Genomic DNA, 26901 nt, shown 5'->3' on the forward strand with positions numbered 1-26901 from the left:
CTACGCAGTAAATTGAATCAGCAAGTATTTTTTCTCGTATAGACATCAAATCTCTCCCGGACATCTGCCGAGGAGGATGTCCCCTTCCGCGCATACTGAACCAGCAGGTACTCCCCGGTATAAAAGAGAATATACCCGTTAACCAGAACCAGACTGCAGGGCCGCATCCCGGCTTCGTTTGAAACCTCCATGCCGTTTACGAAAATCCTCTGCATGCCGTCAACATTCCCGATCTTCCAGCCATCGGCTGTTCGACAGAATCCGGCTGCAGAGCGGAACCCGGCCCTCCCGTTCTTCAGATCCGTCACCTCATAGCCGACAAGCAGCTCTCCTCTTGTCTTCTCCAGGCTCACTCGTTTCCACCCGGAATTCAAGTGGTACGATTCTGTATAAAGAAGAACCACTTCCTTGCTGGAATCCCCGGTGGATGGACAGCAGACACGGAGGATATCTCCGTCCCGGAGCTCCTCCCTGCCTCCGCTCTGCATCACCTTTCCCTTCCAGATCGTTCCATTACTCTGACTGAGATTCTCATAGACCCAGCCGGATCCTTCAGGACGGAACACCCCATGCCTTCTGGATACGGTCTCCACATCTACAGCAATGTCCGGACTGGTTGTCCTGCTGTTTCTTCCGAATGTCGTGGTATCTGTGAGGCTGCAGCCCTTGACTCCGTTGTCGGCGAAACAATAAAGTCTTGCCGGTTTTCTTCCACCCATCAGCTTTATCCTCTGTTTCTGATTGTCCCTTTACCATATAGCTTGATATAAAGCCTGTTCCAAAATATCTGTATTAAAAGAATCAAACAAAAAATACCCCTCGCCACTGGCTTGATAAATAACCCAGTCTCCATCCATTTTTACCACCTGGATTTCAAAATCATCAGATTCTTCATCCTTCTTGCCCTTGATGGAAGCTTCTCCGGAGACAGTATAGCCCTTGGACACCTTCACATGAGACAGATTATCGTCCATCTTCTCCAGCTGTTTGACCATCTTGTTATAGGCATCCTTTGAAATTCCGAGTATATCTGCATACGAATCGTCATACTCATCCAAATCCAGCTTCTGCTCCTGGTAATCTTCTTCAATGTTCTCCAGATCGCTTCTGGACATCTTGTCTACATCCGTGATTTTGTATGAAATTTTGTAGCCATCCCCAAATTCCTCTTTCAAAGTGTCTCTGGTGGAATCCAGTCCATCATTCAATGCCTTTTCTATATCCTGATCATCTATATTAAGATAGCCTATCGCCTTTATCATCGGTTTTTCCACCGATTGCGGAAGATTTAACCTGAGAATGTCCTCCAGCTTCCTGTCTTTATCACTGGCATATAGGGAGATGTTGCGGCCAATTACTTTTTTATAGCCGCCATTCGAACGAAGAACTCCGGCAACTGCCAGTACAGCAATGACCGCCGCAAGGCATGCAATCAGACCTATCCTTTTTTTCCCACTTCCTCCAACTCTCCGCGATATTCCGTCTTCCTGGTACTGCGCTCCCGCCCGCTTTCCTTCTGCCGCGCCGTCCGGACTTCCTTGCGCCAAAAAAGCATTCGGCGTGCCGCAATAAGGGCAGAATCTGGAATGATCATCATATTGTTTCCCACAATTTGTACAGAACATTTTACTCCTCCAGTCGTATTGCTGTCTATTCAATCACCCGTGCCAGAAATCCTCTCCATTTCTGAACTGACACCATTCTAAACAAAAGCGGAAATAAGCAGAAAAAAAGTTGACAGACGACAGATTTCACAGGATGAAAGATTCATCCTCCTCTAAACAGGCCTTATGCCAACGTCTTTCCGCACTACAAAGTATAGAATATCGGCATAAATACCACAATAACTATTTATTCTCACTGCTATCAGGAATCCAGAAGTGAATAACATTGCACGTCTGCTATGCTTCACGCTTCCTTCTGTGGTAAAATTGAGAAGATGAAAAATAAAATTACATCGTACTTTGTGGGGAAAATATGGGCAAAAGGCAAAACATAAAGATTTTTCTGATGACATTACTTGCTGCAATCCTGACTCTGCTGTTCGGATCATTACTGGTATTTAATCACATGCCCCGGCAGCAGTTAAGGAAAAAACTGGGTCTTGGCCGCAAATATGCTTCAAATATGGATTTTGAAAAAGCAGAACTGGCATACCAGGCGGCAATCGCTATTGCCCCCAGGCAGGATACCGCCTACAGAGAACTTTCCAATACCTATGTGGAAAAAGCCAGATCACTGGACGAAAATGACATTGATTCCATTGATGATGCCTATCAGGATGCTGCAGATATCCTGATCAGCCTGACAGATGCTGTAGAACCGGAGGATGCTGATTTCAGCTACGCCGAAGTGTACACAGATCTTGGTGATGTGTATATGGATAAAAGTGAAAATCTGGAAGCTGACAGACCGGCGGATGCGGAGGATTCTTTAAACCGGGCAGACGATGCCTATGCAAAGGCCGAAGATTATGCCCAAAAAAATGACGAGCAGGAGCTCCTATCCTATGCCGGCAAAAAAAGAGAAACGATCGCGGAGCAGCTGAATAACCATCCTGACAGTGCAACGGATAAAATGAACTCTGACGCAGGGGAGACGAGCGATGAAAACTATAAGTTTGGGGGTGTACAGGTACTGACCCTGAACGCCGATAACTACGTCGACGTGAACAACAGCGGAACGACAGATAAAATTAACATTGGAGCACTGATATCCGATGGAAGTGCCATGGATCCTTTTGAAGCGCAAGTTTATTTTAGTACCATTTATGTCAATGACCTGAGTCTCAACGTGCAGATGCAGCACACCATGATAACCCAGGCGTATGCCGTGGACATCAATACAGAAGACCAATACAAAAACATCATCCTTCGTTCTGACACCGGCGAAGACGGCGTCGTATATGAACTTATTTTCGCGTATAATGACACCGAACTTGTCGAGATCACCGATCAGTCCCAGATCGGCGGGATCGGCGATATCTCCTATACGGATATGAAAGGAGATGGCATCCTGCATCTCTACAGCGACCTGCGCTGGCAGGTGGATCAGACAAACTGGGTCTGTGAAAAGAGCGAATTTATGATAAAAGATAAAGAAGTAACGCTTATGGATTCTGTGATCGGAAGTATGCCGAGAGACAAAGGGTATATCGGAGGGTATAACAGAGATACCACTTCAGACCTGAAAGACGAGAATTTTACGGAGGGCGTCGCTGTCACTCTTGCCATTGATCTTCCACTATACAGTGATGCCAATGCGACACAGCAGACGGGAACTATTTCTGCCGGAACACAGGCGACTGTAACCAGGGAATTCCGAACGGCCGATTACAGAGAAATCTTCTACCTGGATTCTATCGGTTATCTGGGTGAATCATATGACTATTACTACAATATTGACCCGACTCTGCAGGGTCCGTTTGCAGGGATGTATCGTTACGCCTGAAGTACTAATATTCGTGTGTACTCCTCTACCCCTTTATAGATTTTCATGGCACTCAACGCCTTCGTCTTCCTTTTGTTTTTCAGAATTCTCTCTCCCGGATTTTCACATGGACTGGATCCCCTTCGCCTTTTCCCAGTTCTCTGCGAATACTTTTCAGCAGGCCTATGATATAACAGATGGAACCGTCCGGGTTTTTCAGTCCCATATTGACGACACTTCCATCGTAAGGAAGCCCATCAAATTCCGCATGGACTTTGACTCTTCCTTTTCCGAATTCCTGTCGGACATCCCACGGAAAGGTAAGATACGCCCCTCCCTTCTCAGGTATCTCGTGAATAACTGTGTCATATTCGTATATTTTATCCTTCATTCTGATAATCTCCCTTCATAAAGCCCGATGAACAAACGCCTCTGGAAAAATTATGCAGACCAGGAAATCTGTCAGTTACCACTCTGTCTTTTGTTCGTCAGTTACCTCCAGCGTCTCCCGGTTCACAAGATAAAAATCCATCAGCTCTGTCTCTCCATCCCCGGCCAGATAAACCTTCTCCAGTACAATTTCCCGGCATGTCCCGCTATCGGACTCTTTTTCCCCATTATCGTACAGGCGAAGCTCGTAACTTCTTTCCTCCGCGCCCTGCGCATCGGACCCGGAACCGATCCGGGCATAGAGGTCTCCTTTGGCGTTCGCACTGTACGAAATGCTCAAATTCTGAAATTCTCCCTTACTTTTCAAATACTCATAAACCGCCTGCATCGCGTTCTGCGCGAAAAAGCTATCATCGGAACCTGCCCCTCCGTCATACCCCGAACCGGTGCTATCTCCTGCGAAAACACTCAGGCTGCTGCTTCCTGTTTCCTGATCCGGCACCTCGGATTCTGCAGAGTTTCCGCTCACAGCAGATGCCGTATTCGGCCCCTCTCCGACTGCTTCCGATAGATCGGCCTCTGTATCGTAATATATGGCTTCGCTCCACTCTTCCATAAAAATAAAATCAGGGGAGCGATAGTAACGGGTGCCGCCGTAATCCTCTTCTTCGGCAAGGTACACATATTTAATCCCGGTAAGCGGATCCGGAACCGCATCCGTCAGTACACGCTCCTGATCCGAAGTTCCAGCCCAGCTTCCAAGAAATACCATCGCAGAAAGAGAAAGAACAAGCAGCACCCAGGCAATCCCGACAATAATCAGCCGCACTTTATCCGCCCCTCTTTCCTGAGTTCCTGCGCGCCTGCGTTTTTTCAGCAAAAGATACAGAATCCCGATTCCGAGAATGAGAACAAAGAGACCGGCCAGCCCTCCTGCGAAAAGGGAATACTTCGGCCGCAGCTGCCACCCGGAAGCGGTAAAGCTTTGGACTGCCGGAAAGAAAATGCTGTGTGCCAGCATCATCCCGAAAAATAAATTAAAAAACGGATGAGGCTCCGGCTCGATGGAAATACCGGAAACCGCAGCAATTATTTCGTCCTGCGCCTGCTTATTTTCCATAGCTTTCGGTTTCATCCACGATTCTACCGCGGCATTCTCCGGGAACTTCCCTGTTTTATCGGAAAATCCGGAATAGCGGATATACCAGTCCTCTGCCGATGCACCAGACTGCTTTTCTCCCTCTCCCCGGACTGTTCTCTCCGTCTCACTTTCCCCACCAGGCGTTCCCTCTGTCGTCCCTTCCTCACTTAACACTTCCCCCGCCAGCTTCAGAAGGGTATAGAGTTTCATCTGTTCCACGGAAAGCTTGTCGGTAGGAATTTCTTCCAATGCCTCCCCTGCTCTTTCCGGGCGGTGCATCCGAATATCCAGCTGTGCCATAAAAAGCAGGGACTGTGTTCTCAGCCTTGCGCTTCTCCTGCCTCCATGATGAAAACAGTAAAGAATGTAATCATGTCTTTCTTCCGGATTCAGCCTTCGGGAAATGCCGACAAACAAATGGTTCAGGAAAATCAAAACCGAGTAAAACAGGACAACCAACGCCACACCGGTCCAAAAAATACCACCGATAGTCAATGACCCGATGCGTATCACATTCCATTCGAGAAAAAATAACAGAAATACCCAGGCTACAGGAACAAGCAGTGCAGAAAAAAGCCGATACATCACAGCCAGCCTCCTGCCTGACGGATTCCATTTGTAGCTCTCCGGAACCCCTGTCTCTATCTGATAAATCTTACTCCCGGCACTTAGTTCCATGTTCGATACCTCCCGAAATGCTGGACATTCGTCCCTGCAATGACTATTCTATTCCTAGCATATCATTTTCCATGCTCTGTTCATAAGGGGGTTACAAAAAATGACGAGAGAGGGATTAAAAGCAAAAATACTTGCCACATATTCTGATGAAGAATGGGAAAAACTCCGGTGTAACGAATTTCCCATCCCTGTCAGCGCTTTTAACCGAAAAACATTGCTTCGGCTTCAGGAATCCATCCCGGAACCGGATACTGAAATTCCGGAGGACGCAGTTTCTGAAATGAGCGGAAGGCTGAAAGCTTATCTGGCAAAATACATGCCGGATCATCCGGATGCACACCTTCCTATTGTTCTTTCCTGCATGTCTCTGGCATTCATCTTCTCGGAACCACTGCACGCAGCCGGACAGACAAAGTGGATCGTGCAGTTCCCGGAGGATAAAGCGGTCTATTACTGTCCTGCCAGAGAGGAGGGCGCAGACAGTCTCTGCCAATACTGCGTCTGCCGGAAAATGTCTGAATGGAAGGCATTAACTGCAGAAAAAGCAGCTGCCGCACAGCGGCAGGCAGGTCTTTCCTCTGCCCGAATCCGGGAACTACTATTAGAAAACGGTTTTCTGGAAAGCGGAATCCTGCATCCCTCCGATCTTGTTTTTTATCCGGAAGTCAGAAGTCTCTGTAAGCAAAATAAATGCGGCAGATATCAGACAACCTGGGCCTGCCCGCCGGCCGTCGGCACCCTTGCGGAATGCCGGAACCAGTGCATGAAGTACGAAGAACTGCAGGTCTTTTCCAAGGCATTTCCGGTAACCGATCCCTTTGATTTTGATGCCTTTCAAAACGCCATGCACGAATTTAAGGGATATGTTCAGCGTGCGGCAGATCAGATTCGGCAGGAATTCCCGGAAGCGATGATTCTGTCAAACGAATCCTGTGACAGATGCAAAAAATGCACCTGGCCGGACAGCCCATGCCGGTTCCCCGATCAGCTTTTTCCTTCTATTGAAGGTTATGGCTTCCTTGTCAGTGAGCTTGCTAAAAAGGCTGGGATCCGGTATCTGCACGGACCGGGTTCTGTTACTTTTTTCGGTGCGGTATTTTATAATCGGCGCTGAAAGATCTTACTATATGCTGACATATGACTTAATCCGGGCGTTGTTCAATGATATACTAATCTCACAAAGACAGACTGTTAACGACTCTCATTTAGAAGGGAGCTATTCATGTTAAAATCCATACGCAGCATTCAGCTCCTGTCATCCCTGCCCATCACCCACGCAAAGGCCTTAGCAGTCCGATAATCCGAATCCTGGAAATGGTTTCCATTATTCCACTCAAGAGTGCAGTCCGTCCCTGTATCCTTCAATAGATCGAAACAGGTTCGGATTGCGTTTCCCACTTGTGCCATGACCGGGTTTCGTGTTCGTTCTTCCCTGTCACCCAGACTAAGATAGACGGCATCTGCATGCACCCTGTTTTCCCTCAAATAGTCTGTAAATCCGGGAAACCATACCGACGGTGACACCGCTGCTACTCCGGAAAAAATATCTGTCTGGCACCCGGCCCAAAGCGCAAAAAGTCCCGCAAGGGAGTATCCTCCGAGAACGATTCTTTTCGGTTTCTTTCCGGATAACCGGAATCCGGAAAGGATCTCGTTCTGCAGATAGGCAAGTGTTTCCGGTGCGGATTCCCCGAAATTCTCTTTTCCGAATACCGCCGGTGCCTGCCACGGAGACAGATCAATGTTCCACCTGTCCGTCCTGACTGCCTTCATACAGAAATCCTGCTTTCCGGAAAGCTCCCTGACGGCTGAAACTTCCTGCTCCATCCCTTCAAGATCGTGATCATCCACCATCTGAATCAGAAGGATATCCGCGTCGGGATTTCCAAAGGTTTCAACGTGAAAACTCATCGTTTCTCTCCTGATATTCTGCCCTGTTCAGGCTGTTCACATAAACCGTCCGTTTTTCATGCAGCAGCGGTACATCCGCCTCCCTGATGGTTCGCTGATAGTGAAATCCGCATTTCTCCTGTACCCGCTTTGACCTGCTGTTCCCTTCATAATATTCGCACCAGATCGCGCTCATACCGATATCTTCAAAGCCATGACGGATCATTTCCCTGGCAGCTTCCGTCATGATGCCCTTGCTCCAAAACGGTTTGCCAAGCCAGTAGCCCAGCTCACACGCATCCCCACGTCCCGCCGCGCTGTCTGTCTGAACCTTCACCTTCAGCCCAATCGCGCCGATTGCTTTTCCATCCGTTTTTAAACAGATCGCGTATGTCTCCGCACCATTTAAGACATTCCGTATCACATCCAGGCTCTCGCTTACGCTGCGGTGCGGCGGCCATCCGGCAGCCGGCCCCACATCTGGATCGGAGGCATAACGGTACAGGTCTTCCGCGTCACGCTCTGCCCATTTTCTCAGCAGCAGCCTGTCCGTAACAAGCAGATCCTCGGCATCAACCGCCGGAAACCCGTTTTCCATAAGCAGCTGCGCCGTTACTCCGGCGCCCCTGATCAGCGTCCCGGAAAAAGTGCCGTCATATCTCTGCTCCACTCCACAGCTGGGACTCCGCGGCTGAAGCACAATCAGATCCGGCTGTTCACGCCTGGCAATTTCCAGACATCTCGCCGCGCCAGCCCGGAACTCCGAATCTACATTTCTTCCGTCTTTCGCCATAACCGTGCCGTTACGGATCTCGGACGGAACGCGCGGCGTCGGCAGGCCTCCCATCTGTTCCGGACAGACCGGAATTTCCTGATTTCCCTCCAGCAGCCGCAGGATTTTGTCATCCCTGTTATTCCCGCCGTTATATTTACAGTTTTCACCTGTCAGACAGGCACTCACCATAACCTTCATTCGATTCATTCCATGATCCAAAACAAGGAAGTTCTCTCCTGTTTTCTATACTTGTTCTCTTAATACGGCAGCTTTACAACAGAACATTATGCTTTATCTTATCATTTTGAAATCCGGTCGATCTCCCGAAGCTCATCTTCTGTAAAATCCGTACGATCTATCGCTTTGATATTATCCAGGATCTGTGACGGCCTTGACGCCCCAATCAGGACGGAACACACATCTCCATCCCGAAGTATCCAGGAAAGTGCCATCTCTGCCAGCGTCTGGCCGCGTTTCTCCGCGATCTTGTTAAGCGCAGTAATCTGCGAAACCTTCTCCTCGGTCAGCACACCTTTGTTAATATATCTTGGATCTCTTGCTATCCTGCTGTCATCCGGAATGCCATGAAGATACTTGTCTGTCAGGAGTCCCTGTGCAAGCGGACTGAAGGCAATAATACCCATGCCGGCCTCCCTGCAGTATTTTTTCACACCGTCCTTTTCGATTGTCCGGTCAAAAATAGAATATCTGCGCTGGTTCACTATCAGCGGACAGTGCAGCTCTTTCATGATGCGAACCGCCTGTTCCGTGTGCTCCTTATCATAATTGGAAATGCCGGCATAGAGCGCTTTTCCGCTCCGAACAATCTGTGCCAGCGCTTCCATCGTCTCTTCCAGCGGAGTTTCCGGATCCATCCGGTGATGATAAAAGATATCCACATAATCCAGGCCGAGCCTCTTCAATGACTGATCGATGCTGGCCATCAAATACTTTCTGCTACCCCAGTTGCCATAAGGTCCCGGCCACATATCATAACCGGCCTTTGTTGTAATGATAAGTTCATCCCTGTACGGCTTGAAGTCCTCTTCCAGAATATGTCCAGCATTGATTTCGGCTCTGCCGTATTCCGGTCCGTAATTGTTCGCAAGATCAAACTGCGTGATCCCGTTATCAAAAGCGGTTCTGCAGATTGCCTTCATATTGTCGTAAAAGCCATTATTTCCAAAATTGTGCCAGAAGCCCAGCGAAACCGCCGGAAACTTAAGTCCCGATTTTCCGACGTGATTATACCTCATATGGTCATATCGCTTGTCGCTTGCGATATAAAGATCTCCCATACATGATTCCTACTATTTTGAAGGCTTTGCTGAACCGAATATTTCATGCCACAAGCCGCCTTTCTCTCATGACTTCTTCATAAAAGTCACTTTCAACATTAATTTCCCGAATCTCATAGCCGTCAATATCTTTTTGTAATATTCTTCTTAATTCCTCAGCGAACGAAAATAATTTTGTTGGTATAAAATTGTTTCCACCTAAAACCAGTAAATCAATATCACTTTCTTCTGTTGCCGTTCCCCTTGCATAAGAGCCAAACAAGTAAACTTCAGCAATATGATATTTTTTAGCAAGAGGTTTTGCAACTTCTTCAATTTCTTCTACTGTTAGTATGTTCTTATTTGTGTTCATTTTATTATCTCCCTCCTACAGACTCAGAAAAGAGATTCCCTGGAATTTTAATTATACTATGTAGGATACTGATATGCACGTTTCAGTAAGTGTGTGAGCTGTATCTTATGACAAAATGTCACGAGTGTTAGCTCACATGGGCATAAAATATGTGTCGCGTTTCCTAATGATATTCTTCACAGCTAAAGCTATTACTCAAACATTTTACTATGCTAATATAATTCCACAATAAATTACCGTTACCGAAGTGATAAACTAATAACGGACTCGGAGAAGGCAGCATACATACGTGAATATTTCATAAGAAATTGTAGCTGATTTCCGGCTTTACGGAAATGCCTACCAGCGTAATGGTTCGGGGTCTGTGCGATGGTTACAGGAGAACCTGCCGTTTCAAATACCTTGTCCGCACCTTCTCCGTTTGTGGCCTTGTTGACTTCTTCAAATACATCCTGTTTTCCACTATTGATAACCACATCTGCGCCCATCTTTTTTGCAATGTCAAGCTTTGCGTCAATCAAATCCATAACATAATCTATCCTACCCCATGCGCCTTTCAAAACAGCTGGGTTGTCATTCCGATCGTACCTGCGCCGAGGATGCGGCCGCTTTCGCCAACCTGTACGTCGCCCTGGTTTGCTGCATGGAATCCTACAGAAAACGACTCGATCAGGGTGCCTTCCTTTGTGGAAACATTAACCGGAAGCTTAAATCAATAATCTGCTGGGAACTCAATAAACCTTTTTTTGCAGCCCCGTACAGGAGGTGTTGCAAGGAATTGGCCATCCGGGTCGAGATTATATTTTCCGGCTTTGCAAAATTCGCAGGTGCCGTCCGTTACGTCCGGTTCAAGACATACCCTATCGCCGACTTTAATATTCGTAACACCTTCGCTAACTTCAATGACTATTCCGGCAGCCTCATGTCCGAGCATATAATCCTGGATAAGATCCACCTTGTAGGTTCCTACCTATCCGTTGTGATAATATTGTACGTCGGAACCATAAATACCGATGTATATTCAAGGGAAAGCACAGCAGACCCTTTAAGTACCGTCGACTTCGGAATTTCCTTTATGATCATATTATCCTTGCCACGCATGAAGGCACCCTTCATCATTTCCCATTAATCCCTTCTGTCTTAAATAAAAAAACAACACCTTAATAATTTGATATCATAACTTTTCAAAGAATTAATTCAATACTTTTACTTTTTTCTTTAACTTGATATTCTGCAGGCTATCAACCACAACAGCCAGAATCAGGACAATACCTTTTACCATCTTCTGCATGAAAGGGTCAAATCCCAGAAGAGACATGCCATTACTCAAAACACCGATAATTAAAATTCCGCAAAAAGCTTTAACAGCGTTTCCTTTCCCTCCATTAAGACTTACCCCTCCTAAAACACAGCCTGTCAGAACATCCATTTCATAGCCATCTCCGGCACTGGGTTGCCCGCTTCCGATTCTTCCAAGCATAACAATACCAGCAATTCCGACCAGCGTTCCGCATAATGTATAAGCCATGATTCTTATTCTATCAGCATTAATACCAGAGAGATTTGCCGTATCTTCATTGCTTCCGACTGCAAACAAATCCCTTCCCACATACATTTTAGACAGGAAGAACTGTCCTAAAATAATAATAATTATCATTAACAGAGCTGATACAGGAATTACGTTGAAAAGATATGTCTGTCCGATCCACGTAAGAGATGCCGGAATGCCATATACTGGTTTTCCGTCGCAAATAGTGTAAGTAAAACCATAAAGGAATATCTGCATTCCAAGAGTCATGATCAACGGTGGAACTTTAATTTTTGCTATTACAACTCCATCCAAAAAACCAAGCGCCGTAGCAACGATAACCGCAATAAGCATTGAAACTCCTATGCCCATATTATTTTCAGTCACAAACTTGCTAATGAGAACCACAACCAGAGAAACGACTGAGCCCATGGAAAGCTCAATCCCGCCGCCTCCAGAAATCAGAACGAATGTCATGCCAACAGACAAGATAGCCATAATCGCAACCTGTTTTGAGATATTAATAATATTTGCCCCAGTCAAAAAAGTAGGCGTTGCAATAGAAAAAATAATTATCATAACAAGCAAGATGGCGAAAACTCCATATTCATCGTAAAACTTTTTAAAACTGATTTTTTTCATATTCTTTGTCAACCTCCAAATAATTACATAATGCCGGAAGAATATTGCATGATTTTTTCCTGACTGAATTCCCGGCGTTGCACCTCGCCGGCCATTTTTCCTTCATGCAGAACAATAATACGCTCCGCCATTCCCATCAACTCTTCCATTTCCGAAGAAATCATTACAATTGCAAGGCCGGATGACGCAAGATAATTTAGCAATTTATATATTTCCTGTTTTGCACCAACATCCACTCCTCTGGTTGGTTCATCCATGAAAAGTACCTTACAGTTTGCTGCTAACCATTTCGCAATAACCACTTTTTGCTGGTTTCCGCCGCTGAGCGATCCTGCGACCGTTTCTATCGAAGGAGCCTTTATATTTAATTCATCACTTTCTTTTTCCGCGATCAGCTTTTCTTCATGTTTATTTACAACACCGTTCTTAGATATTTTCTTCAAGATAGGCAAAGAAATATTATGGCAAATTGTATCCTCTAATAACAGCCCTTCCCTTTTTCTATCTTCGGTGATGAATCCAATTTTAAGTTTGACTGCGTCAGAAGGTTTATCAATTTTTACTTTCTTCCCTTCGAGATAAATCTCCCCTTCGTATCTCAGATCAGCTCCATAAATTGCCCGAAGCAATTCTGTTCTACCTGCTCCAACCAATCCCCCTATACCAAGAATTTCACCTCTCCGTACGCTAAAAGAAATGTCATGAACCTTTTCTGATAAAATGTGCTTTGCTTCAAAAACAATGTCTCCAATTTCGTGTTGTCTTTTGGGATAATCATAAGACATTTCTCTCCCGACCATGTTTTTAATCAATTTCGGAGTATTAAACTGATCAATAGTCCCAGTGGTTATCAGCTTTCCATCCCGCAAAACCGTAATTCTATCGCCTATCTCGAACAATTCAGGGAGTCTATGTGATATATAAATAACAACATAATTCTGTTGTTTTAATTTTCTTACAATATTTAACAGTTTTTGGACTTCATCCTCTGTAAGAGGCGCTGTTGGTTCATCTAGAATCAGGACTTTAATATTCTTTGAAAGCGCTTTCGCAATTTCGACAAACTGCATATAGGAGACCGATAAATATCTCACTATCTCAGTAGTGTCAATGTCAACTTCCATTTCTTCGAAAACTTTGTCCGCTCTTGCTTTTAGTTCTTTCAGATCAAATAATTTCTGATCACCAATCTTTTGTCCTATGTAAAGATTCTCTGCAACAGACAAATCTTCGGCAAGATTGAACTCCTGATAAACAACATCTATTCCTAATTCCTGGGAAAGTTTCGGAGTCATGGCATTATACATTTTTCCATTAAATTCAATAATTCCGGAATCAGGCTGGTCTGCACCGGAAATCATTTTTATCAGAGTTGACTTTCCGGCTCCGTTTTCCCCTACAAGGCAATGAACTTCGCCTTCTCTGAAATCAATAGAAACATTGTCTAGCGCCTGGACGCCCGGATAATGTTTCGATATATTTTTTAATGATAAAACCACTTTGTGTTCAGCCATATTATTTCCTCGCATCTCTTTAAAACAATTCTCCGACACATCTGAACAGAAGGCCGGAGAATTATTCAAATACACCTTATATATTTTAACTTATCTTTTACTTCTTTACATACAAGGTAGGATTTGAAATCCAGTCTTCCTGTACGTTATCAACAGTACAATTGACCATTGGCATCAGTACGCTTTCAGTAGGAACACCATCCAGTTCCTTTGTGCAGGCCAAAAGTGCCATTGCGCCGCCATCATATACATCAAGGCCTACATCTCCACGCATAATTGTATCATCCGCCACCATGTCAATAGCATCATTAACGCCATCATTTCCGAACATTCCAAAGGTCTCATCATGAACGTCTTTCCCAGCTGACTGCCATGCCTGTGCAAATCCTAACAGAGCAGTATCATTTGTAGCAACTACACCCTTCAAATCAGGATAAGACTGCGTCCATGCTTCGCAAGCTTTTACACCGTCCTCGGTAACCAGACCTTCCTGTTCATCAACAATTTTAATTCTAGGATCCTTTTCCGCGATAGCGGCTCTTATTCCCTTCACACGCTCCTGCTGAAATTCGTACTCGTGATGCCACAGAAGTCCAAATTCAAGGTCGCCGGTCTCATCCGGGAACTGTTTCTTTGTCCATTCAGCAGCCATCGTCCCTACTCTGTAACCAATATCATAGTTGTTGCAAAGGAATGTCAACGGATATTTACAAGGCTCACCAGTGGCTGGATCAATAATATTATCATCATATGCGCAAACAACAATGCCTTTATCAATTGCTTCATTAGCAACTGTTGCGAATGCCTCTTTATCAAAAGTATGAATGATAATAGCATTATAACCCTGAGCGATCATGTTCTCTATATTGCTGACTTGGGTTGCAACATCATTATTGGCAACCATGCATGTATAATCCACACCGATCTTTTTTGCCTCATCCTCCATTCCCTGAGACATGGTATTGAAAACATCCACATCCATTGTCTGAAGAGCAAATCCGATCTTGTAGTTGCTTTTTGCTGTATAGTCCTCCTGCAAAATAGAAGTATCATCTGTTCCGGCAACAACCGGCACTCCGCTTGAAGAGGAAGAAACAGCCGCAACTTCTTCACTGTTGCCTGATAATGCGGCGTTCGAACTACTTGAAGCGCTTTCACTTGCCGCACTGCTGCTTACAGCAGCGGTAGAAGAAGCCGAAGAACTTTCTGAAGATTCTGAAGAAGATGTTGTTGATACCGTGCTAGATCCACATCCTACTAATCCCGCTGCCATTATTGTCGCTATAACGCCTGCCACAATTGCATTTCCTATACGTTTCATACTACTTCCTCCTTTATAAAACGGTTCAATATCAAAATATTTATTAACGATTCCAGTCAAGCATATACCGCTGGAAACAAACCGCATCCGCTGCGTCTCTGTCTAATTGTTCTTCACTGGCTCCTTTGCTGATATCTCTCCAAATTTTGATATCCCTTCCTGCTTCACCACCCATAAGAACAAAGGGCTCCATAACAACCATTTCATCATATTGGATATCACGAAGTGCCTGTCCTATCTCATGCCATGGGATCCGACCCTGTCCCGGAACTTTTCTATTACATTCTCCCGTATGCAGATGCCCTAGGAGTTTTCCCGCTTTCCTTATCGCTGTGCCAATATCGTCTTCTTCAATATTCATATGGAAAGTATCCAGATGAATCTTGACATTATCTTTACCAACTTCCTTTACAAAAGCGATACATTCGTCCGCCGTGTTTAGCAGATACTCCTCAAAGCGATTAATTGTTTCCATCCCTAAATTGATATTATAAGGAGCCGCCGCATCAGCAAGAAGTCTTGTTCCTTCTACGGAACGTTTCCATTCTTCTTCTTTGGAATCAACATTCGAAAAATCAATTGGCCAATATGCATACAATGCACCGCAAAGCATACGCATGTCAAGCTCACCCATTTTTTCAAAAAGCCGCTTATACCAATCCAGTGCATTTTCGCGCACCTTGGGGTCTTTCGAAGCGATATTGTGGTTGGCTGTCGGTCCATATCCTCCCGAAAGAATGATCCCATGATCATCAGCGTGCTTTTTGAGCTCAGAAACCTGTTCCTTACTGTAATCCGGCAAAGATCCACAACCTATTTCAAGCACATCGAATCCCAGTCTTGCCACTTTATCCACATAGTAACAATAATTCGCCTTCCATTGATGTTCCCAATAAGCATAATAAATCCCGTGCTTCATCCTATTGGCATTTAACCCCGTTAAATGCCTGCCTCCTTCCTTTTACTTTGGTCTGCCAATCACTTAGCTTATCTGAATTCTGATAATATCATATCAAATTTTATTTTCCCAAAAAGGGGGCTTTATTTTGAAAATAGGGGGCTTTCGTTAGGAAAACTGCCGCCATTAGATCAATAGTCGTCTGATTTGACATTTTTACGAAGTCTTGACATAATTAAAAAAATATCTACAAGCGCCATTATTACAGTATTTTTTTATATAGTAACACTGAAACCTCAAATTTTACGTTAATAGAAATGCAGCTAAATTAGCCGTTTTACGCATCCACCCATGCTACGGGTAGTATCGAACACCTTGAAAATACGCTGTTCTCACCATATTTAGCCTCACTTTTGCTTGATTTAGCGGCTCATCAGAAGTATAATTATTACGTAAGTTACGTTAATAGAAAGGGCTTTCAATGAGCATTCCTGAATCAATCAAGAGTAGACGGCCGACCCAGTTCGGAGCAGTCGAGATCCGCTTTATCGGCGGGCATTATTACACTTACCTGGTTTCTTCCAAGTGGGATGCCGCCAAGGGCAGGCCTCAGAAGGTCACAGGAAAGAGCATCGGCAAGATCACCGAGGCGGACGGCTTCATACCGAACGCCAATGGTCTCCGTCTCATGCAGGAAATGCGGCTTATGCCGGATGTCGCCCCGTCCGTAAAGAATTATGGCGCGTACGAAGTCCTGCAGCAGCTGACGCCGGATCTCAGCGACAGCCTACGGGAATATTTTCCTGATTCATTCCGTGAGATCCGTACGCTCTCCCTGATCCGCCTTGTGGACAAGATCTCGTCCGCAAAGATGATCCAGCCGCTGTTCCTTGATTCCTACATGAGCGACATCTGCGGGGACATCTCGATATCGGAAGGCTCCGTCCGGAAGTTCATTGCCGGTCTTGGTTCGAAGCAGGACAGAATCGACGCGTTCATGAAATCCCAGGTGATGCCGGGAACAACGCTCCTGTTCAACGGGACTTCCATCTTCACAAAGTCTGCCGATTCGCTCGCGGCGAAAGGATATAACCCGGATCATAGTCCCGACCCCCAGGCGCGCCTTCTGTATGTCTTCGAAAAGGATTCCCACAAGCCGGTGTTCTACCGCGTCGTGCAGGGATCCATCGTCGATAAGAGTGCTTTCATGGATACTGTTAACGCTGTTGGATGCAGTGACTGCATCATCATTGCGGACAAAGGCTTCTACTCCAAGCCGAACGTGTCCGCCCTTCTGAATGCGGGCATGCGTTACATTCTTCCTCTACAGGAAAACACCGTCAATGTCGAACCGGAGTTCTACCAGAATCCAAGCGACAGTAAGTGGGACAATGTCTTTTCTTACAACAAACGCGCCGTCTGGTGCCGGAAGCGCAGGAGCGGGAATCGCGGTAACTTCATCTACACGTTTCGCGATGATTCCAGACGGGCGGAACTGGTCGGTCACTTCGTGGAGCGGGCAGAGAAAGATTATGGCGAAGAAGAACGTCGGCCGAAGGACGTCGTGAACGAAGTCCGCATGGGCTATTTCTCCTTCTGCAGCAATCTCGATGTCGAGCCGAGGGAGATTTATCTCGACTATAAGGAGCGCTGGGACATCGAACAGTGCTTCGACTACCTGAAAAACAGCGTATCAACAAATGCATCCCATGCCCATACGGATGATTACTTCCGAGGCTGGGCGTTCCTGAACCATGTCAGCCTGCTCTATTACTACGGCCTTCTGAACGCGGTCAGGAACACGAAACTGGACGACAGGTATTCCGCGGAGGATGTACTGAAACTGACGAAGAATATCTACCGTGTTGACACCGGCGACAAAGAGGGAATCCGGATCTCCGCAATCCAGAAAAAGACCCAGGCAATCCTGGATACACTCGGAGTCGATCTATTACGTAAAAAATGATGTTTCAATGTAGTAAATATTCTGCCTGCCATTTATAAAAGAGGATGAAGAATTGATAGAAGTTCTAATAGCTGATGATGAAATGAAAATCTGCGATCTGATATTCCATCTTATTGATTGGAATGAATTGGGTATGCAAGTTGTTGCTGTTGCCCACGATGGATTTGAAGCGTTGCAGTTAATCAGGGAAAAAACACCAGATATCGTAATAACTGACATAAGAATGCCTGGTTATAATGGGGTGGAACTAATCAGGCTCGGGAAAAAAATATCTTCAAATATGAATTTTATTATCATAAGCGGTTATAGCCAATTTGAATATGCCAAAGAAGCGGTACATTATGGTGCGATAGATTATCTTCTGAAACCGATTAAGAGAAATGAACTTTTTAACGTTTTGGTCAAGCTAAAAAAACGTTATGAAGAAAATGAAAACATTAACAGAGCTATTAATGAAGGAATAAAACTGGCAGAATCCAATAAAAAAGCTGTGCGGAAACAACTTATTCTTAATGCGTTTTACAAAAGAAATACGAATGAATTTTCTGATATTCGACAAGTAAACGAGAAATATAAGTACACTTTTAAAGAGGGCTGGTTTGATTTTGTAATGATAAAAATCAGCACGTTCAATTCGCCGGAAGAAATGATAGACCAATTTGTGTTTGACAAAATTTCGCAAAGTATTTCCTTTCATATGGAAAAAGCTGTGTATGATTTTGAAAGTGTTAATATTCATCAGGGCCTGTTCGCTTTTGTCGTTAATTACAATTCCGTTAATGGAAAAGACATAGACGAGCAATTAAAGGAAATACTAAATCAGCTCTACCTGCAAAAAAATATTTTTAATGGTTTTCACTTTTGTATAGGAAAAGGAGAACCCGTTAATACCATTACAAAACTGGATGAAAGCTGTACATCTGCATATTATCAGACTCAACAAAGTTTAATCAAGGGATCCGACCGCATTATAAGTGGTTGCAATAAAGACCATTTAAAAACTTATCCTGCTTATTTTGTTGAAACAGCTTCTAAAATTGAACAGGCGTTATCCAACTTCAATAGCAATCAATTAATTGGCTCTATCCGGAATTTTGCTCTTTTTCTACATCAAGATGATAAAATTTCAGGGTATGACATTATTCAAATGACCAAAGCTTTAATGAACACGATAATAGTGGCTCTTCAAAAAAACGAGTATGGAAACCCGACAACAAATTATATTGATAATTTCAGCAATGTTCTCGAAAACTGTTTTACAATTAATGAACTCATTAAAGTTTTTGAGCGCTCCTCTTTAGACCTTCTGAACAAATACAAAGCACAAAAAGAAATGGAGGATAATAGGCCAATAAGAGAAGCGAAAAAATATATTCAGGATAATCTTGCATCAGATATTACACTAAAAGATGTAAGCGAACATGTCGGATACAATACTTCCTATTTCAGCAGCATGTTTAAAAAAGAATGCAACATGACGTTCAGTGAATACCTGACGGAATCAAGGATCAATGAATCAAAAAAGTTATTAAAATCCTCTAATGACACGATCGAAGCAATAGCCCACCAATGCGGGTACACCGATATAAAAACATTTAACAAAAACTTCAAAAAATATGTAGGGCTTAAACCCGGGCAATACAGAAAAATCTATGGATAAAATTATTAATATCAAAAAAAATATTATTCTTCTACTGGCAGTAAGCCTGGGTATCTTTACCCTGTGTTTTTTTTCAGGCAAATTAATAATAGCAATCCTGAAGATGTCGTTTACCCTTTTCCAGATTGTCCTTTGCATTTATCTACTAATACGAATAAACCATCAGGATAAAAACAGTTATGTTTTAACCGAAGAGGCCGACACAACAAAACAATCCGATCGCCTTATCTATCTCTCGGATCAGGATTACTTTTTTTTCAAAGCGCTTTCTAGCGTGAGCAAAAATAAAAACGCTGAGAAGCTGGCCATGACACGAGAGGCACAGTTTCTGGCTTTACAAAACCAAATTAACCCACATTTTTTATATAATGCTCTGGAATCCATCCGAAGCGATGCCCTGTCGCAAGGAGCCGAAAGTGTAGCAGTTATTTCAGAAGCATTAGCCTCTTTTTTTCGTTATTCTATTTCAAACCTTGATCATTTAGTCGAGATAGAAGAAGAAATAGACAACGTACAAAATTATTTTTATATTCAGAAATATAGATTTGGAAGCAAAATAAATATCGTATACGACTATGACAGAGATGATAAAAAAACACTTAAATATTATATGCCGAAATTAATTATTCAACCAATTGTGGAAAACGCGATATATCATGGAATCGAAAATAAAATGGGTTCAGGGCTTGTGATTATCAAAATCGAGTGTACAGAGAAAAATTTAGATATCGTCGTTAGCGACGATGGGATAGGCATTGATGCGGAAACGTTAAATACAATAAATAAAAAGCTGAATAGTTCGAATTATTCCGAAAGTGAGCGAAGCAAGGTAAATTCGGGGATTGCCCTTTTAAATGTCAATCAACGCATAAAAATCCTTTTCGGTTCAAATTACGGATTGTACATTGACAGTATTGTTAATATTGGAACTGATGTACATATTAAGCTTCCACTCATAGACAGCGAGAAATATTATTTTAAAACTTTTTGTTCATAATTCGTTCTGTCGAGGGTATCTATTGATGAATAAAGAGCTATTACGATTTGAACATGTCACAACAAATTATCCTATGCGCACAAACCTTTCTGATTTTAATCTTGTTATTTATCATTCGGAGACAGTCGGCATTGTAGCGCTAAATGAAGGAGGTATTTCATCTTTTTTGCATTTATTACAAACAAATGACAACATTTTGAAAGGGAACATATACATAACCGGAAAACTGGTGAATTCCTGGAGAAACAGTGATCAAACGCAAAACAATTGTCTCATTATTGACAAAAGGAACAAGCTTACACAACACTTATCTGTCACGGATAATCTCTTCATCGTTCCCCATTCCAAAAGAAAAAGTCTGCTCATCTCTGAAAAGAGAGAAAAAAAACTAGCTCAATGGCTTTTTGCCAAATACGGCATAGATATAAGCATTGAGGCTAAATGTTATGATTTGACCGAAGTCGACAGATGTATCGTCGAAATTATGAGAGGAGTCGTTGCCGATGCAGATATTATTATACTGGATAGTCTTAATGGTTTTTTAACTGCCCATAGTTATAAAAAAATCCTTGCTCTTATTCAGGAACTGTCAGCAGACGGATTTGACTTCATATTCATTGCAAATGAACTGGATGTTTTACCGAACCTGATCAATACGACTGTTCTCCTCCAAAATGGGAAAGAATTAAAGACGTTTTACAAACAGGATCCGATCAATGAGCAAAAAATAAACAGAATTACCGACGAGTTCAATAAAAAAGCAATTATTACAGAAAGGAAATCATCATTCACCAAAACACAAAAGAGCAGTGTTATCACATCTTTTATCAATGTTTATACTAATCATTTATTTGATTTCTCCTTACTGATATATAGCAATGAGTGCGTTTTAATACAAGCTAATACAAAGGTGCACGAGGACATAATTGAACTACTCGCTGGTTATCAGGAACCCATTTCCGGAGAAATTCTTTTCAACGGAACAGTATTGAAACAATGGAAAAAAAGAAAGCTTTATCCCGCCGGAATACATTTTATCTTTAGAAACGCTTATATCACTATGCCATTCTTTGATTTAAGTTATGTCGATAATTTGATGATAGGAATACAGAACAAGACAAATACTTTTTTGGTCAACAAGAATTTTTATAATATTATTAAAAAAGAAGCTGCCGCTCAGATAGGGGCAGTGGCACAAAGCAAAGATATCCGGGAACTTTCCAAAGAGGATCTCTATAAAATGGTTTATTATCATGCATATATATTAAAGCCAAAACTTGTCGTAATCGAACGGCCATTTACAGAGAATGATTATCATACGCGAAATTTAATTACCCACTTGATTAAGGTCCTGCAAGAGTGCGGCTGTTCTATCCTGATCCTTTCTACTTATGTAACCGGAAAAATGGATCTGTATGATAAAGTAATAAAAATCCATAATAAAAGAATCGTACTTGATTAATAATACCCATTACAACCCTTGCTATATATGGCGGAATCGTGAGTAAGTAAAATTCTTCCTTATCAGCAGTGTTTCCCGCCATTTTCTTCCTCCGGCAACTAATCGCAATCCCCACCACGCTGATAAGAGCGATGTGTGTTACGCTACTCTCTTCCTATATCACGATACAAAGATCCATGCACACCCAGCTGTGGATCGAGTAGGAGGCGGTGGTAAGCCGCCGCCCTTGATTATTCCGGGCTACTCAGAGCCACCTGTCCGGACTTTGAGCGCCACAAATTCCGGAGTTTCGGAGCCACTCTAAGACCCCTGAACTATACGTGCACGCTTTTGGCGTGACTACAGATAAAGGCGGGTCACCATCATGACCAAGTATCGTGAGATCCTACGGCAAAAGGCCTAGGATTCAGCGACCGAAACATTGCGCGAAGCTGCAGCATTTCACACAACACGGTCAGGCGTGTGATCGATAGGGCTGATGAGATCAATATCTCATGACTCCTCGATTTCAGCATGACTGACGGTACACTCGAGGAACTTCTGTTTCCGAGTGAAAAATCGGCGACAGACAGACACCTGCCTGATTACAAATACCCATCAGCTTACATTTGCGCGTCCGTGGCGGTTTCCACTGTTTCCAGATACACATCCGTATGCGCCTGTACAGCCAACCGTTCAGGTTTTCAATGTTGGTCTTCATGTCTGCAATTCCAAAATAGTTCTGCCATCCGCGTGCAGAAACCTCTATCCGCTTCATGGCTTTCACAATACTGCCGGATCTACTCCGGGAAGTGCATTTTTCGTCGGCCAGCGGACACTGGGGCATTTGACACCAGACATACGGCGGAGTTACCGGACATCTATGAAGACATTACTCCACGGTGCTTTTGACATGAGCCTCCATCGCATATGTTGAGATGGCAAAGCGGCAAGGCAGCATAAACACGGCCTTTGCCATGGCTTGAAAGCCTATCACATGTTACTCATGTAAAGAGCCTTTCGCGGCATAAAGTCTTCTTGGCCTGGTGTCCGTTACTGGTGCTCCGTGTCCGCTGGACAGCGCAAAAGCGTCCGTTCTGGTACGCCAAATGCCCTCTTGGCATGAGCCTCCATCGCATATGTTGATTGTCAAGTAAAATTGACCCACTTTTACGTTTAAATCTGACCCACCTGATCAGAAGATTTCCAATTGATAACCATTCTGTTCTAACGTGGATCTGTCCGCGCGGATCATTTTCGACGCCGGATCAAGCCAGACATAACGGCTCAGTTCCAGAAGCCTGTCACTGATCAATATATGTACAAGATTTTCCATTGCTTCTGACTGGTCAGATTTCAATCTGCGTTTTTCTGCACGCATGGGAAGCTGCCTGCCGCACAATTCGTCGAGACTCATGAGTAATTCCGGCTGTTCTGCCTCGGAACTGTATCCTTCCAGGGGATTGATCATATCAAGTGCTTCATCGTATATATACATGTCCGATTTCATAGACCGGCGAAGTACGAAGTATGGGTTTTTCAGCCCATAGCGGCTGCGGATATGGTCATACATTTCCCTTCGCCCTTTTGTGTTGTAGATTTCCACAAGCTTCGGAAAATCTGTTTCTTTTTATGACTGGGTCATCAACATTATTTTTAATTGGATAAAAGAAGGAATTATTCTATAATAACTGATAAAGTTTTTTACAATAAGATTCCTCCTATAGCGTGAAAACGCTTGCCTGCTGCTTAATCTCATAAGCACATTCTTTTATTTGGAGAACACAGCTTAATCAGCAAAGAGGTATGAACAGGAAACATAACATGGATGATTTATGGAAAACAATTACAGCTCTTCGACATGAACTGCATAAGTACCCGGAATTATCGGGGCAGGAGTTTCAAACAAAAGAACGTCTGAAAAGCTTTATCTGTACAAACACGCACTTGAAAATCACGGATAAAGGAACCTGGTTTTATGCCCTGTACGAACCCAAAATAAGCAACGGAGCGTCCCCAATCGCCTTTCGTGCAGATATGGATGCCCTTCCCATGCCAGAAACAATTTCCCTGCCCTACGGGTCAACCAAACCCAATATCGCGCATAAATGCGGGCACGACGGTCACTCTGCCGTATTGGCAGCTGTGGCCGCACTTCTGGAACAGGATTCGGCTGTCCGCCGTCCTGTGTATCTGATTTTCCAATCCGCGGAAGAGACCGGCAGAGGTGGGAAGCCCTGTGCGGATTTCGTAAAAGAAACCGATATCAGTGAAGTATATGCTTTTCACAACCTGAGCGGTTATCCGGAAAATGCCGTGATGGTTTGCGACCGCCTGACGCAGTGCGCTTCCAAAGGTCTGCTTGTGCAGTTTACCGGTGAAAGTGCCCACGCAGGAACCCCGGAAAACGGACGCAACCCGGCTTCTGCGCTTGGTTCTATGGCGCTCTATGCAGAAACAGTCAATAAGAAATCCTCTTCGTGTCTCTGCACAGTCGTCAGCATACAGGAAGGCAGCCGGGATTTTGGCATTTCTCCGGGACAAGGTGATATCGCTTTTACACTGAGGGCGGAATCAGATGACGCCTTGAATAACATGGATCTCGCTTTGCGCGCACAGGCAGAAAAACTGGCAGATAAATACGGGCTGACAGTCGCGTTTGAAGAATTTGATCCTTTCCCCGCCACAGTCAATCATCCCCGATGCGCAGAAAAAGTTCGGAAGGCTGCGCTGGAATCCGGCTTTTCCTGCGTAAATATGGATCAGCCATGGAGACCTTCGGAAGATTTCGGATGGTACACAAAAATCCGACCCGGTGCCATGTTCTATGTCGGAAACGGCATCAACTGGCCCATGCCGCACCAACCTGCCTACGATTTTAATGATCACATTCTGCATACAGCCGTAGCTGTTTTTCTGAAACTGGCGGAAAACGAAGCTCGAAAAGAATAATGGATTAGTGTCGTTTTACGCGGCACTTTCTTTATGTCAGAAAGCATAATATAATTTATCCCTTTCCCATTTCTCTCTGGGGCTTCGATTCTATAATAAAATTTCGGGGCAAAGATGACCTGATAATCCGTCTGTCCTTGTCACAAAATGCATGTCCGATACGTTATAGTTGTCAGAACGTTCTAATTCCGACTGAAGAGAGGTGAAGACATGGCGGACAGCAAAGATCATTTTGATGATATCATTTCTCTGTTTCGGTTGTATGAGCAGAAAATGTATCATATCGCCTATGCGATCCTGCACGACAGCTATCAGGCAGAGGACGCTGTGATGGACGCATTTGTCAGACTGCTGGAACATAATTACAGAATTGATGATCCGGAATCTGATACATCAAAAAAACTTGTAATTTCCGTGACACGAAGTGCATCGATCGATCTTTATCGAAAAAACCAACGTGCGAGTTCAAAAATGCTGCTCACTGAAGATCCGGCACTGCTGCATGCGGAGACGCACACGGAACCCCAGGCGCATCCTGAGAGCAATACGGAAAGTATCATTCAGGGTCTGCCGTCCATATATTATGACGTGATGTATGAGCGGTATGTGAATGAGAAAAGCGTATCGGAAACAGCGGTGATTCTGAGCATCAGCGAAGCCGCTGTAAGAAAAAGGCAGGAGCGGGCCCTGCGGATACTGAGAGAAGAAAGAGAAGGGAGAAGATGCGTATGAAAAACAATCTGATATCCTATGCAGAATATACAGAAGAATCCTTTCCGGACTGGACGGTAGAGGAATTTGATTCAATTCAGGAAAATCACCATTTTTCCAGGCATTATAAATCGGCCAGAAACAGAACAATCCGGCAGTATCGCAGAAATAGAACCGGAAAATGGTCTCTCCGGACTGCCGCAGCCGTAATCGCGGTATGTATGGCATGTCCGGCCGCCGTATACGCTTCTGTCACGCATGCAGATTTCTTCCGGAATGCTTTTGGTGATGCCGGAAGAAAGAGCGTGGCATCTCATACAGAACTTGCAGACAATGGGAAAGGCGGACAAATTGAGATCACCTATCCGGAAAGGAATTATGTTTCGGTTGACCCGGACAAGGCAGACAGTCTGATCGGCGAACAGACCAGCACGGAACCGGTAACCGTTGATATCAATGACCACAAGCTGACGATACTTTCTGCTGTCCGTGACAGAAACGCCATGACGATGGAATTCACGCTGGAATGCAGTACAGGTGTCACCGTGTACGATTTTGACAGCCTGTCTAATGAGGCGAAAGGCGCCCGGAGTGCAGAAAATGCCACGATCCGGCTGCTGTTTGATAACGCGGCAGACAACATTTATATTGACCAGGAGAAATCCACTGACACCCTTCTGCATTGCTATGCTTACTGCGTGTTTGTCACCCCTGTAGAAGATGGTGAGGAACCGAAACTGGATATCTATTATGCGGATACCCCACTCCTGTCACTGCCGGAAAATGAAAAGCCTCAGGAAAAACAGATTTCCATTCCTGTAGCAAAAGCGGCTGCGGTAACTGCCTATTCCTCCGAAGAAGGCGGATATCTGGAGCTGTCGCCGATCAGCTGCAGCATCGACCTCGCAAAGGGCCTCGGACTTTCACAGGAAGAGGCATACGATCCCGGAAATTTAGCGAAAGTATCCATCCATTATACAGACGGATCGGTTTATGAAGTATATGACAAAGACGCCAATATCGACAATACTTCCTATACGCTTGGAGGCGTTGGAGATAATTACTCTGTCACAACGATGAATTTGAACCGGCTGATGGAAGTGAACCAGGTAGATTACATCACCGTAAACGACGTACCATACACCGCCGTCAAGTGATAAAAGAAAGTGTCAAAAAAATCAGAAAAACAGACACTTTAGATAAAGGGCATGTGAAAAGCATCAGCATTTTCACATGCCCTTTTACAGAATTCAACACCTGAAGTCTGTAGAAGAAACAGATACTGCCATAAATAAAGCCGCATTTTATACCAATATAG

The 26901-nt window shown here is 44.2% G+C and carries 25 protein-coding genes and 1 pseudogene; 9 read left to right on the forward strand and 17 right to left on the reverse strand.

Annotated features, from left to right (window positions below; all coding sequences use genetic code 11):
* Nucleotides 1-17: 17 nt before the first annotated feature.
* Both FYJ60_RS10315 and FYJ60_RS10320 read right to left on the reverse strand, forming a co-directional pair.
* Nucleotides 18-719, reverse strand: coding sequence for an FHA domain-containing protein (locus FYJ60_RS10315; RefSeq protein WP_154458613.1), 702 nt, complete (start codon nucleotides 717-719; stop codon nucleotides 18-20).
* Nucleotides 720-749: 30 nt separating this feature from the next.
* Nucleotides 750-1625: a zinc ribbon domain-containing protein gene (locus FYJ60_RS10320; protein ID WP_154458614.1), complete on the reverse strand. Its 876-nt coding sequence runs from the start codon at nucleotides 1623-1625 to the stop codon at nucleotides 750-752.
* A 385-nt stretch (nucleotides 1626-2010) separates the two neighbouring features.
* Here FYJ60_RS10320 and FYJ60_RS10325 point away from each other — a divergent pair, with 385 nt between their 5' ends.
* Nucleotides 2011-3450, forward strand: coding sequence for a tetratricopeptide repeat protein (locus FYJ60_RS10325; RefSeq protein ID WP_154458615.1), 1440 nt, complete (start codon nucleotides 2011-2013; stop codon nucleotides 3448-3450).
* Between the two features lie 79 nt (nucleotides 3451-3529).
* On the opposite strand, the gene FYJ60_RS10330 is transcribed toward FYJ60_RS10325, so the two are convergent.
* Nucleotides 3530-3820, reverse strand: a complete 291-nt coding sequence (locus FYJ60_RS10330; RefSeq protein WP_154458616.1) for a DUF1905 domain-containing protein — start codon at nucleotides 3818-3820, stop codon at nucleotides 3530-3532.
* Nucleotides 3821-3895: 75 nt separating this feature from the next.
* Nucleotides 3896-5638 carry a BAR domain-containing protein gene (locus FYJ60_RS10335; protein WP_154458617.1) on the reverse strand — a complete coding sequence of 581 codons (1743 nt, stop codon included), beginning with the start codon at nucleotides 5636-5638 and terminating at the stop codon, nucleotides 3896-3898.
* 100 nt (nucleotides 5639-5738) lie between these two features.
* Between FYJ60_RS10335 and FYJ60_RS10340 the strand changes: the two genes are divergently transcribed.
* Entirely contained in the window at nucleotides 5739-6752 is a 1014-nt protein-coding gene (locus FYJ60_RS10340) for a DUF2284 domain-containing protein (RefSeq protein WP_154458618.1), read from the forward strand.
* A gap of 131 nt (nucleotides 6753-6883) precedes the next feature.
* On the opposite strand, the gene FYJ60_RS10345 is transcribed toward FYJ60_RS10340, so the two are convergent.
* From FYJ60_RS10345 to FYJ60_RS10385, 11 genes and pseudogenes are all read right to left on the reverse strand, one after another.
* Nucleotides 6884-7549 (reverse strand): esterase, encoded by a 666-nt coding sequence (locus tag FYJ60_RS10345; RefSeq protein ID WP_154458619.1) that lies wholly within the window; start codon nucleotides 7547-7549, stop codon nucleotides 6884-6886.
* Nucleotides 7533-8090: a GNAT family N-acetyltransferase gene (locus FYJ60_RS12965; protein ID WP_235903401.1), complete on the reverse strand. Its 558-nt coding sequence runs from the start codon at nucleotides 8088-8090 to the stop codon at nucleotides 7533-7535. The genes FYJ60_RS10345 and FYJ60_RS12965 overlap by 17 nt, the downstream gene beginning before the upstream one ends.
* Nucleotides 8088-8501: pseudogene (locus FYJ60_RS12970) on the reverse strand (DUF523 domain-containing protein); the annotation flags it as partial. The pseudogene FYJ60_RS12970 and the gene FYJ60_RS12965, both read right to left, overlap by 3 nt.
* 101 nt (nucleotides 8502-8602) lie before the next feature.
* Complete coding sequence (locus tag FYJ60_RS10355) at nucleotides 8603-9601, reverse strand: aldo/keto reductase (protein WP_154458620.1); 999 nt, start codon at nucleotides 9599-9601, stop codon at nucleotides 8603-8605.
* A gap of 43 nt (nucleotides 9602-9644) precedes the next feature.
* Complete coding sequence (locus tag FYJ60_RS10360) at nucleotides 9645-9953, reverse strand: nucleotidyltransferase family protein (RefSeq protein ID WP_154458621.1); 309 nt, start codon at nucleotides 9951-9953, stop codon at nucleotides 9645-9647.
* Nucleotides 9954-10192: 239 nt separating this feature from the next.
* Nucleotides 10193-10480, reverse strand: coding sequence for a zinc-binding dehydrogenase (locus tag FYJ60_RS12665; protein ID WP_235903391.1), 288 nt, complete (start codon nucleotides 10478-10480; stop codon nucleotides 10193-10195).
* A gap of 185 nt (nucleotides 10481-10665) precedes the next feature.
* A complete protein-coding gene (locus FYJ60_RS12670) occupies nucleotides 10666-10908 on the reverse strand; it encodes an alcohol dehydrogenase catalytic domain-containing protein (protein WP_330579187.1) in 243 nt (80 codons plus the stop codon).
* 237 nt (nucleotides 10909-11145) lie between these two features.
* A complete protein-coding gene (locus tag FYJ60_RS10370) occupies nucleotides 11146-12123 on the reverse strand; it encodes an ABC transporter permease (protein ID WP_154458622.1) in 978 nt (325 codons plus the stop codon).
* 23 nt (nucleotides 12124-12146) lie between these two features.
* Nucleotides 12147-13637: a sugar ABC transporter ATP-binding protein gene (locus tag FYJ60_RS10375; protein WP_154458623.1), complete on the reverse strand. Its 1491-nt coding sequence runs from the start codon at nucleotides 13635-13637 to the stop codon at nucleotides 12147-12149.
* A 97-nt stretch (nucleotides 13638-13734) separates the two neighbouring features.
* Nucleotides 13735-14958 (reverse strand): sugar ABC transporter substrate-binding protein, encoded by a 1224-nt coding sequence (locus FYJ60_RS10380; RefSeq protein WP_205839066.1) that lies wholly within the window; start codon nucleotides 14956-14958, stop codon nucleotides 13735-13737.
* 43 nt (nucleotides 14959-15001) lie between these two features.
* A complete protein-coding gene (locus FYJ60_RS10385) occupies nucleotides 15002-15877 on the reverse strand; it encodes a D-psicose 3-epimerase (RefSeq protein WP_154458625.1) in 876 nt (291 codons plus the stop codon).
* A 460-nt stretch (nucleotides 15878-16337) separates the two neighbouring features.
* Between FYJ60_RS10385 and FYJ60_RS10390 the strand changes: the two genes are divergently transcribed.
* The 4 genes from FYJ60_RS10390 to FYJ60_RS10405 are packed head-to-tail and all read left to right on the forward strand — an operon-like array spanning nucleotide 16338 to nucleotide 21941.
* Nucleotides 16338-17822, forward strand: coding sequence for a transposase (locus tag FYJ60_RS10390; RefSeq protein WP_154458626.1), 1485 nt, complete (start codon nucleotides 16338-16340; stop codon nucleotides 17820-17822).
* Between the two features lie 52 nt (nucleotides 17823-17874).
* On the forward strand, nucleotides 17875-19482 hold the full coding sequence (locus FYJ60_RS10395; protein WP_154458627.1) for a response regulator transcription factor: 1608 nt from the start codon (nucleotides 17875-17877) through the stop codon (nucleotides 19480-19482).
* Nucleotides 19475-20479 carry a sensor histidine kinase gene (locus FYJ60_RS10400; RefSeq protein ID WP_154458628.1) on the forward strand — a complete coding sequence of 335 codons (1005 nt, stop codon included), beginning with the start codon at nucleotides 19475-19477 and terminating at the stop codon, nucleotides 20477-20479. Before FYJ60_RS10395 ends, FYJ60_RS10400 begins: the two co-directional genes overlap by 8 nt.
* Nucleotides 20480-20504: 25 nt before the next feature.
* Nucleotides 20505-21941: an ATP-binding cassette domain-containing protein gene (locus tag FYJ60_RS10405; RefSeq protein ID WP_154458629.1), complete on the forward strand. Its 1437-nt coding sequence runs from the start codon at nucleotides 20505-20507 to the stop codon at nucleotides 21939-21941.
* Between the two features lie 508 nt (nucleotides 21942-22449).
* On the opposite strand, the gene FYJ60_RS12840 is transcribed toward FYJ60_RS10405, so the two are convergent.
* Nucleotides 22450-22767: a group II intron maturase-specific domain-containing protein gene (locus FYJ60_RS12840; protein ID WP_154458630.1), complete on the reverse strand. Its 318-nt coding sequence runs from the start codon at nucleotides 22765-22767 to the stop codon at nucleotides 22450-22452.
* 348 nt (nucleotides 22768-23115) lie between these two features.
* A complete protein-coding gene (locus FYJ60_RS10415; RefSeq protein ID WP_154458631.1) occupies nucleotides 23116-23418 on the reverse strand; it encodes a hypothetical protein in 303 nt (100 codons plus the stop codon).
* A 326-nt stretch (nucleotides 23419-23744) separates the two neighbouring features.
* On the opposite strand from FYJ60_RS10415, the gene FYJ60_RS10420 reads away from it, so the two are divergent.
* The 3 genes from FYJ60_RS10420 (at nucleotide 23745) to FYJ60_RS10430 (ending at nucleotide 26740) form a co-directional block, all read left to right on the forward strand.
* On the forward strand, nucleotides 23745-24872 hold the full coding sequence (locus tag FYJ60_RS10420) for a M20 metallopeptidase family protein (protein WP_205839067.1): 1128 nt from the start codon (nucleotides 23745-23747) through the stop codon (nucleotides 24870-24872).
* Nucleotides 24873-25082: 210 nt separating this feature from the next.
* The gene (locus tag FYJ60_RS10425) at nucleotides 25083-25604 is read left to right on the forward strand and encodes an RNA polymerase sigma factor (protein ID WP_154458633.1); all 522 of its coding nucleotides are present in this window, start codon (nucleotides 25083-25085) and stop codon (nucleotides 25602-25604) included.
* Nucleotides 25601-26740, forward strand: a complete 1140-nt coding sequence (locus FYJ60_RS10430) for a hypothetical protein (RefSeq protein ID WP_154458634.1) — start codon at nucleotides 25601-25603, stop codon at nucleotides 26738-26740. Before FYJ60_RS10425 ends, FYJ60_RS10430 begins: the two co-directional genes overlap by 4 nt.
* Nucleotides 26741-26901: the final 161 nt, after the last annotated feature.

The sequence above is a fragment of the Bilifractor porci genome (genome assembly GCF_009696005.1).
GTDB lineage: Bacteria > Bacillota > Clostridia > Lachnospirales > Lachnospiraceae > Bilifractor > Bilifractor porci.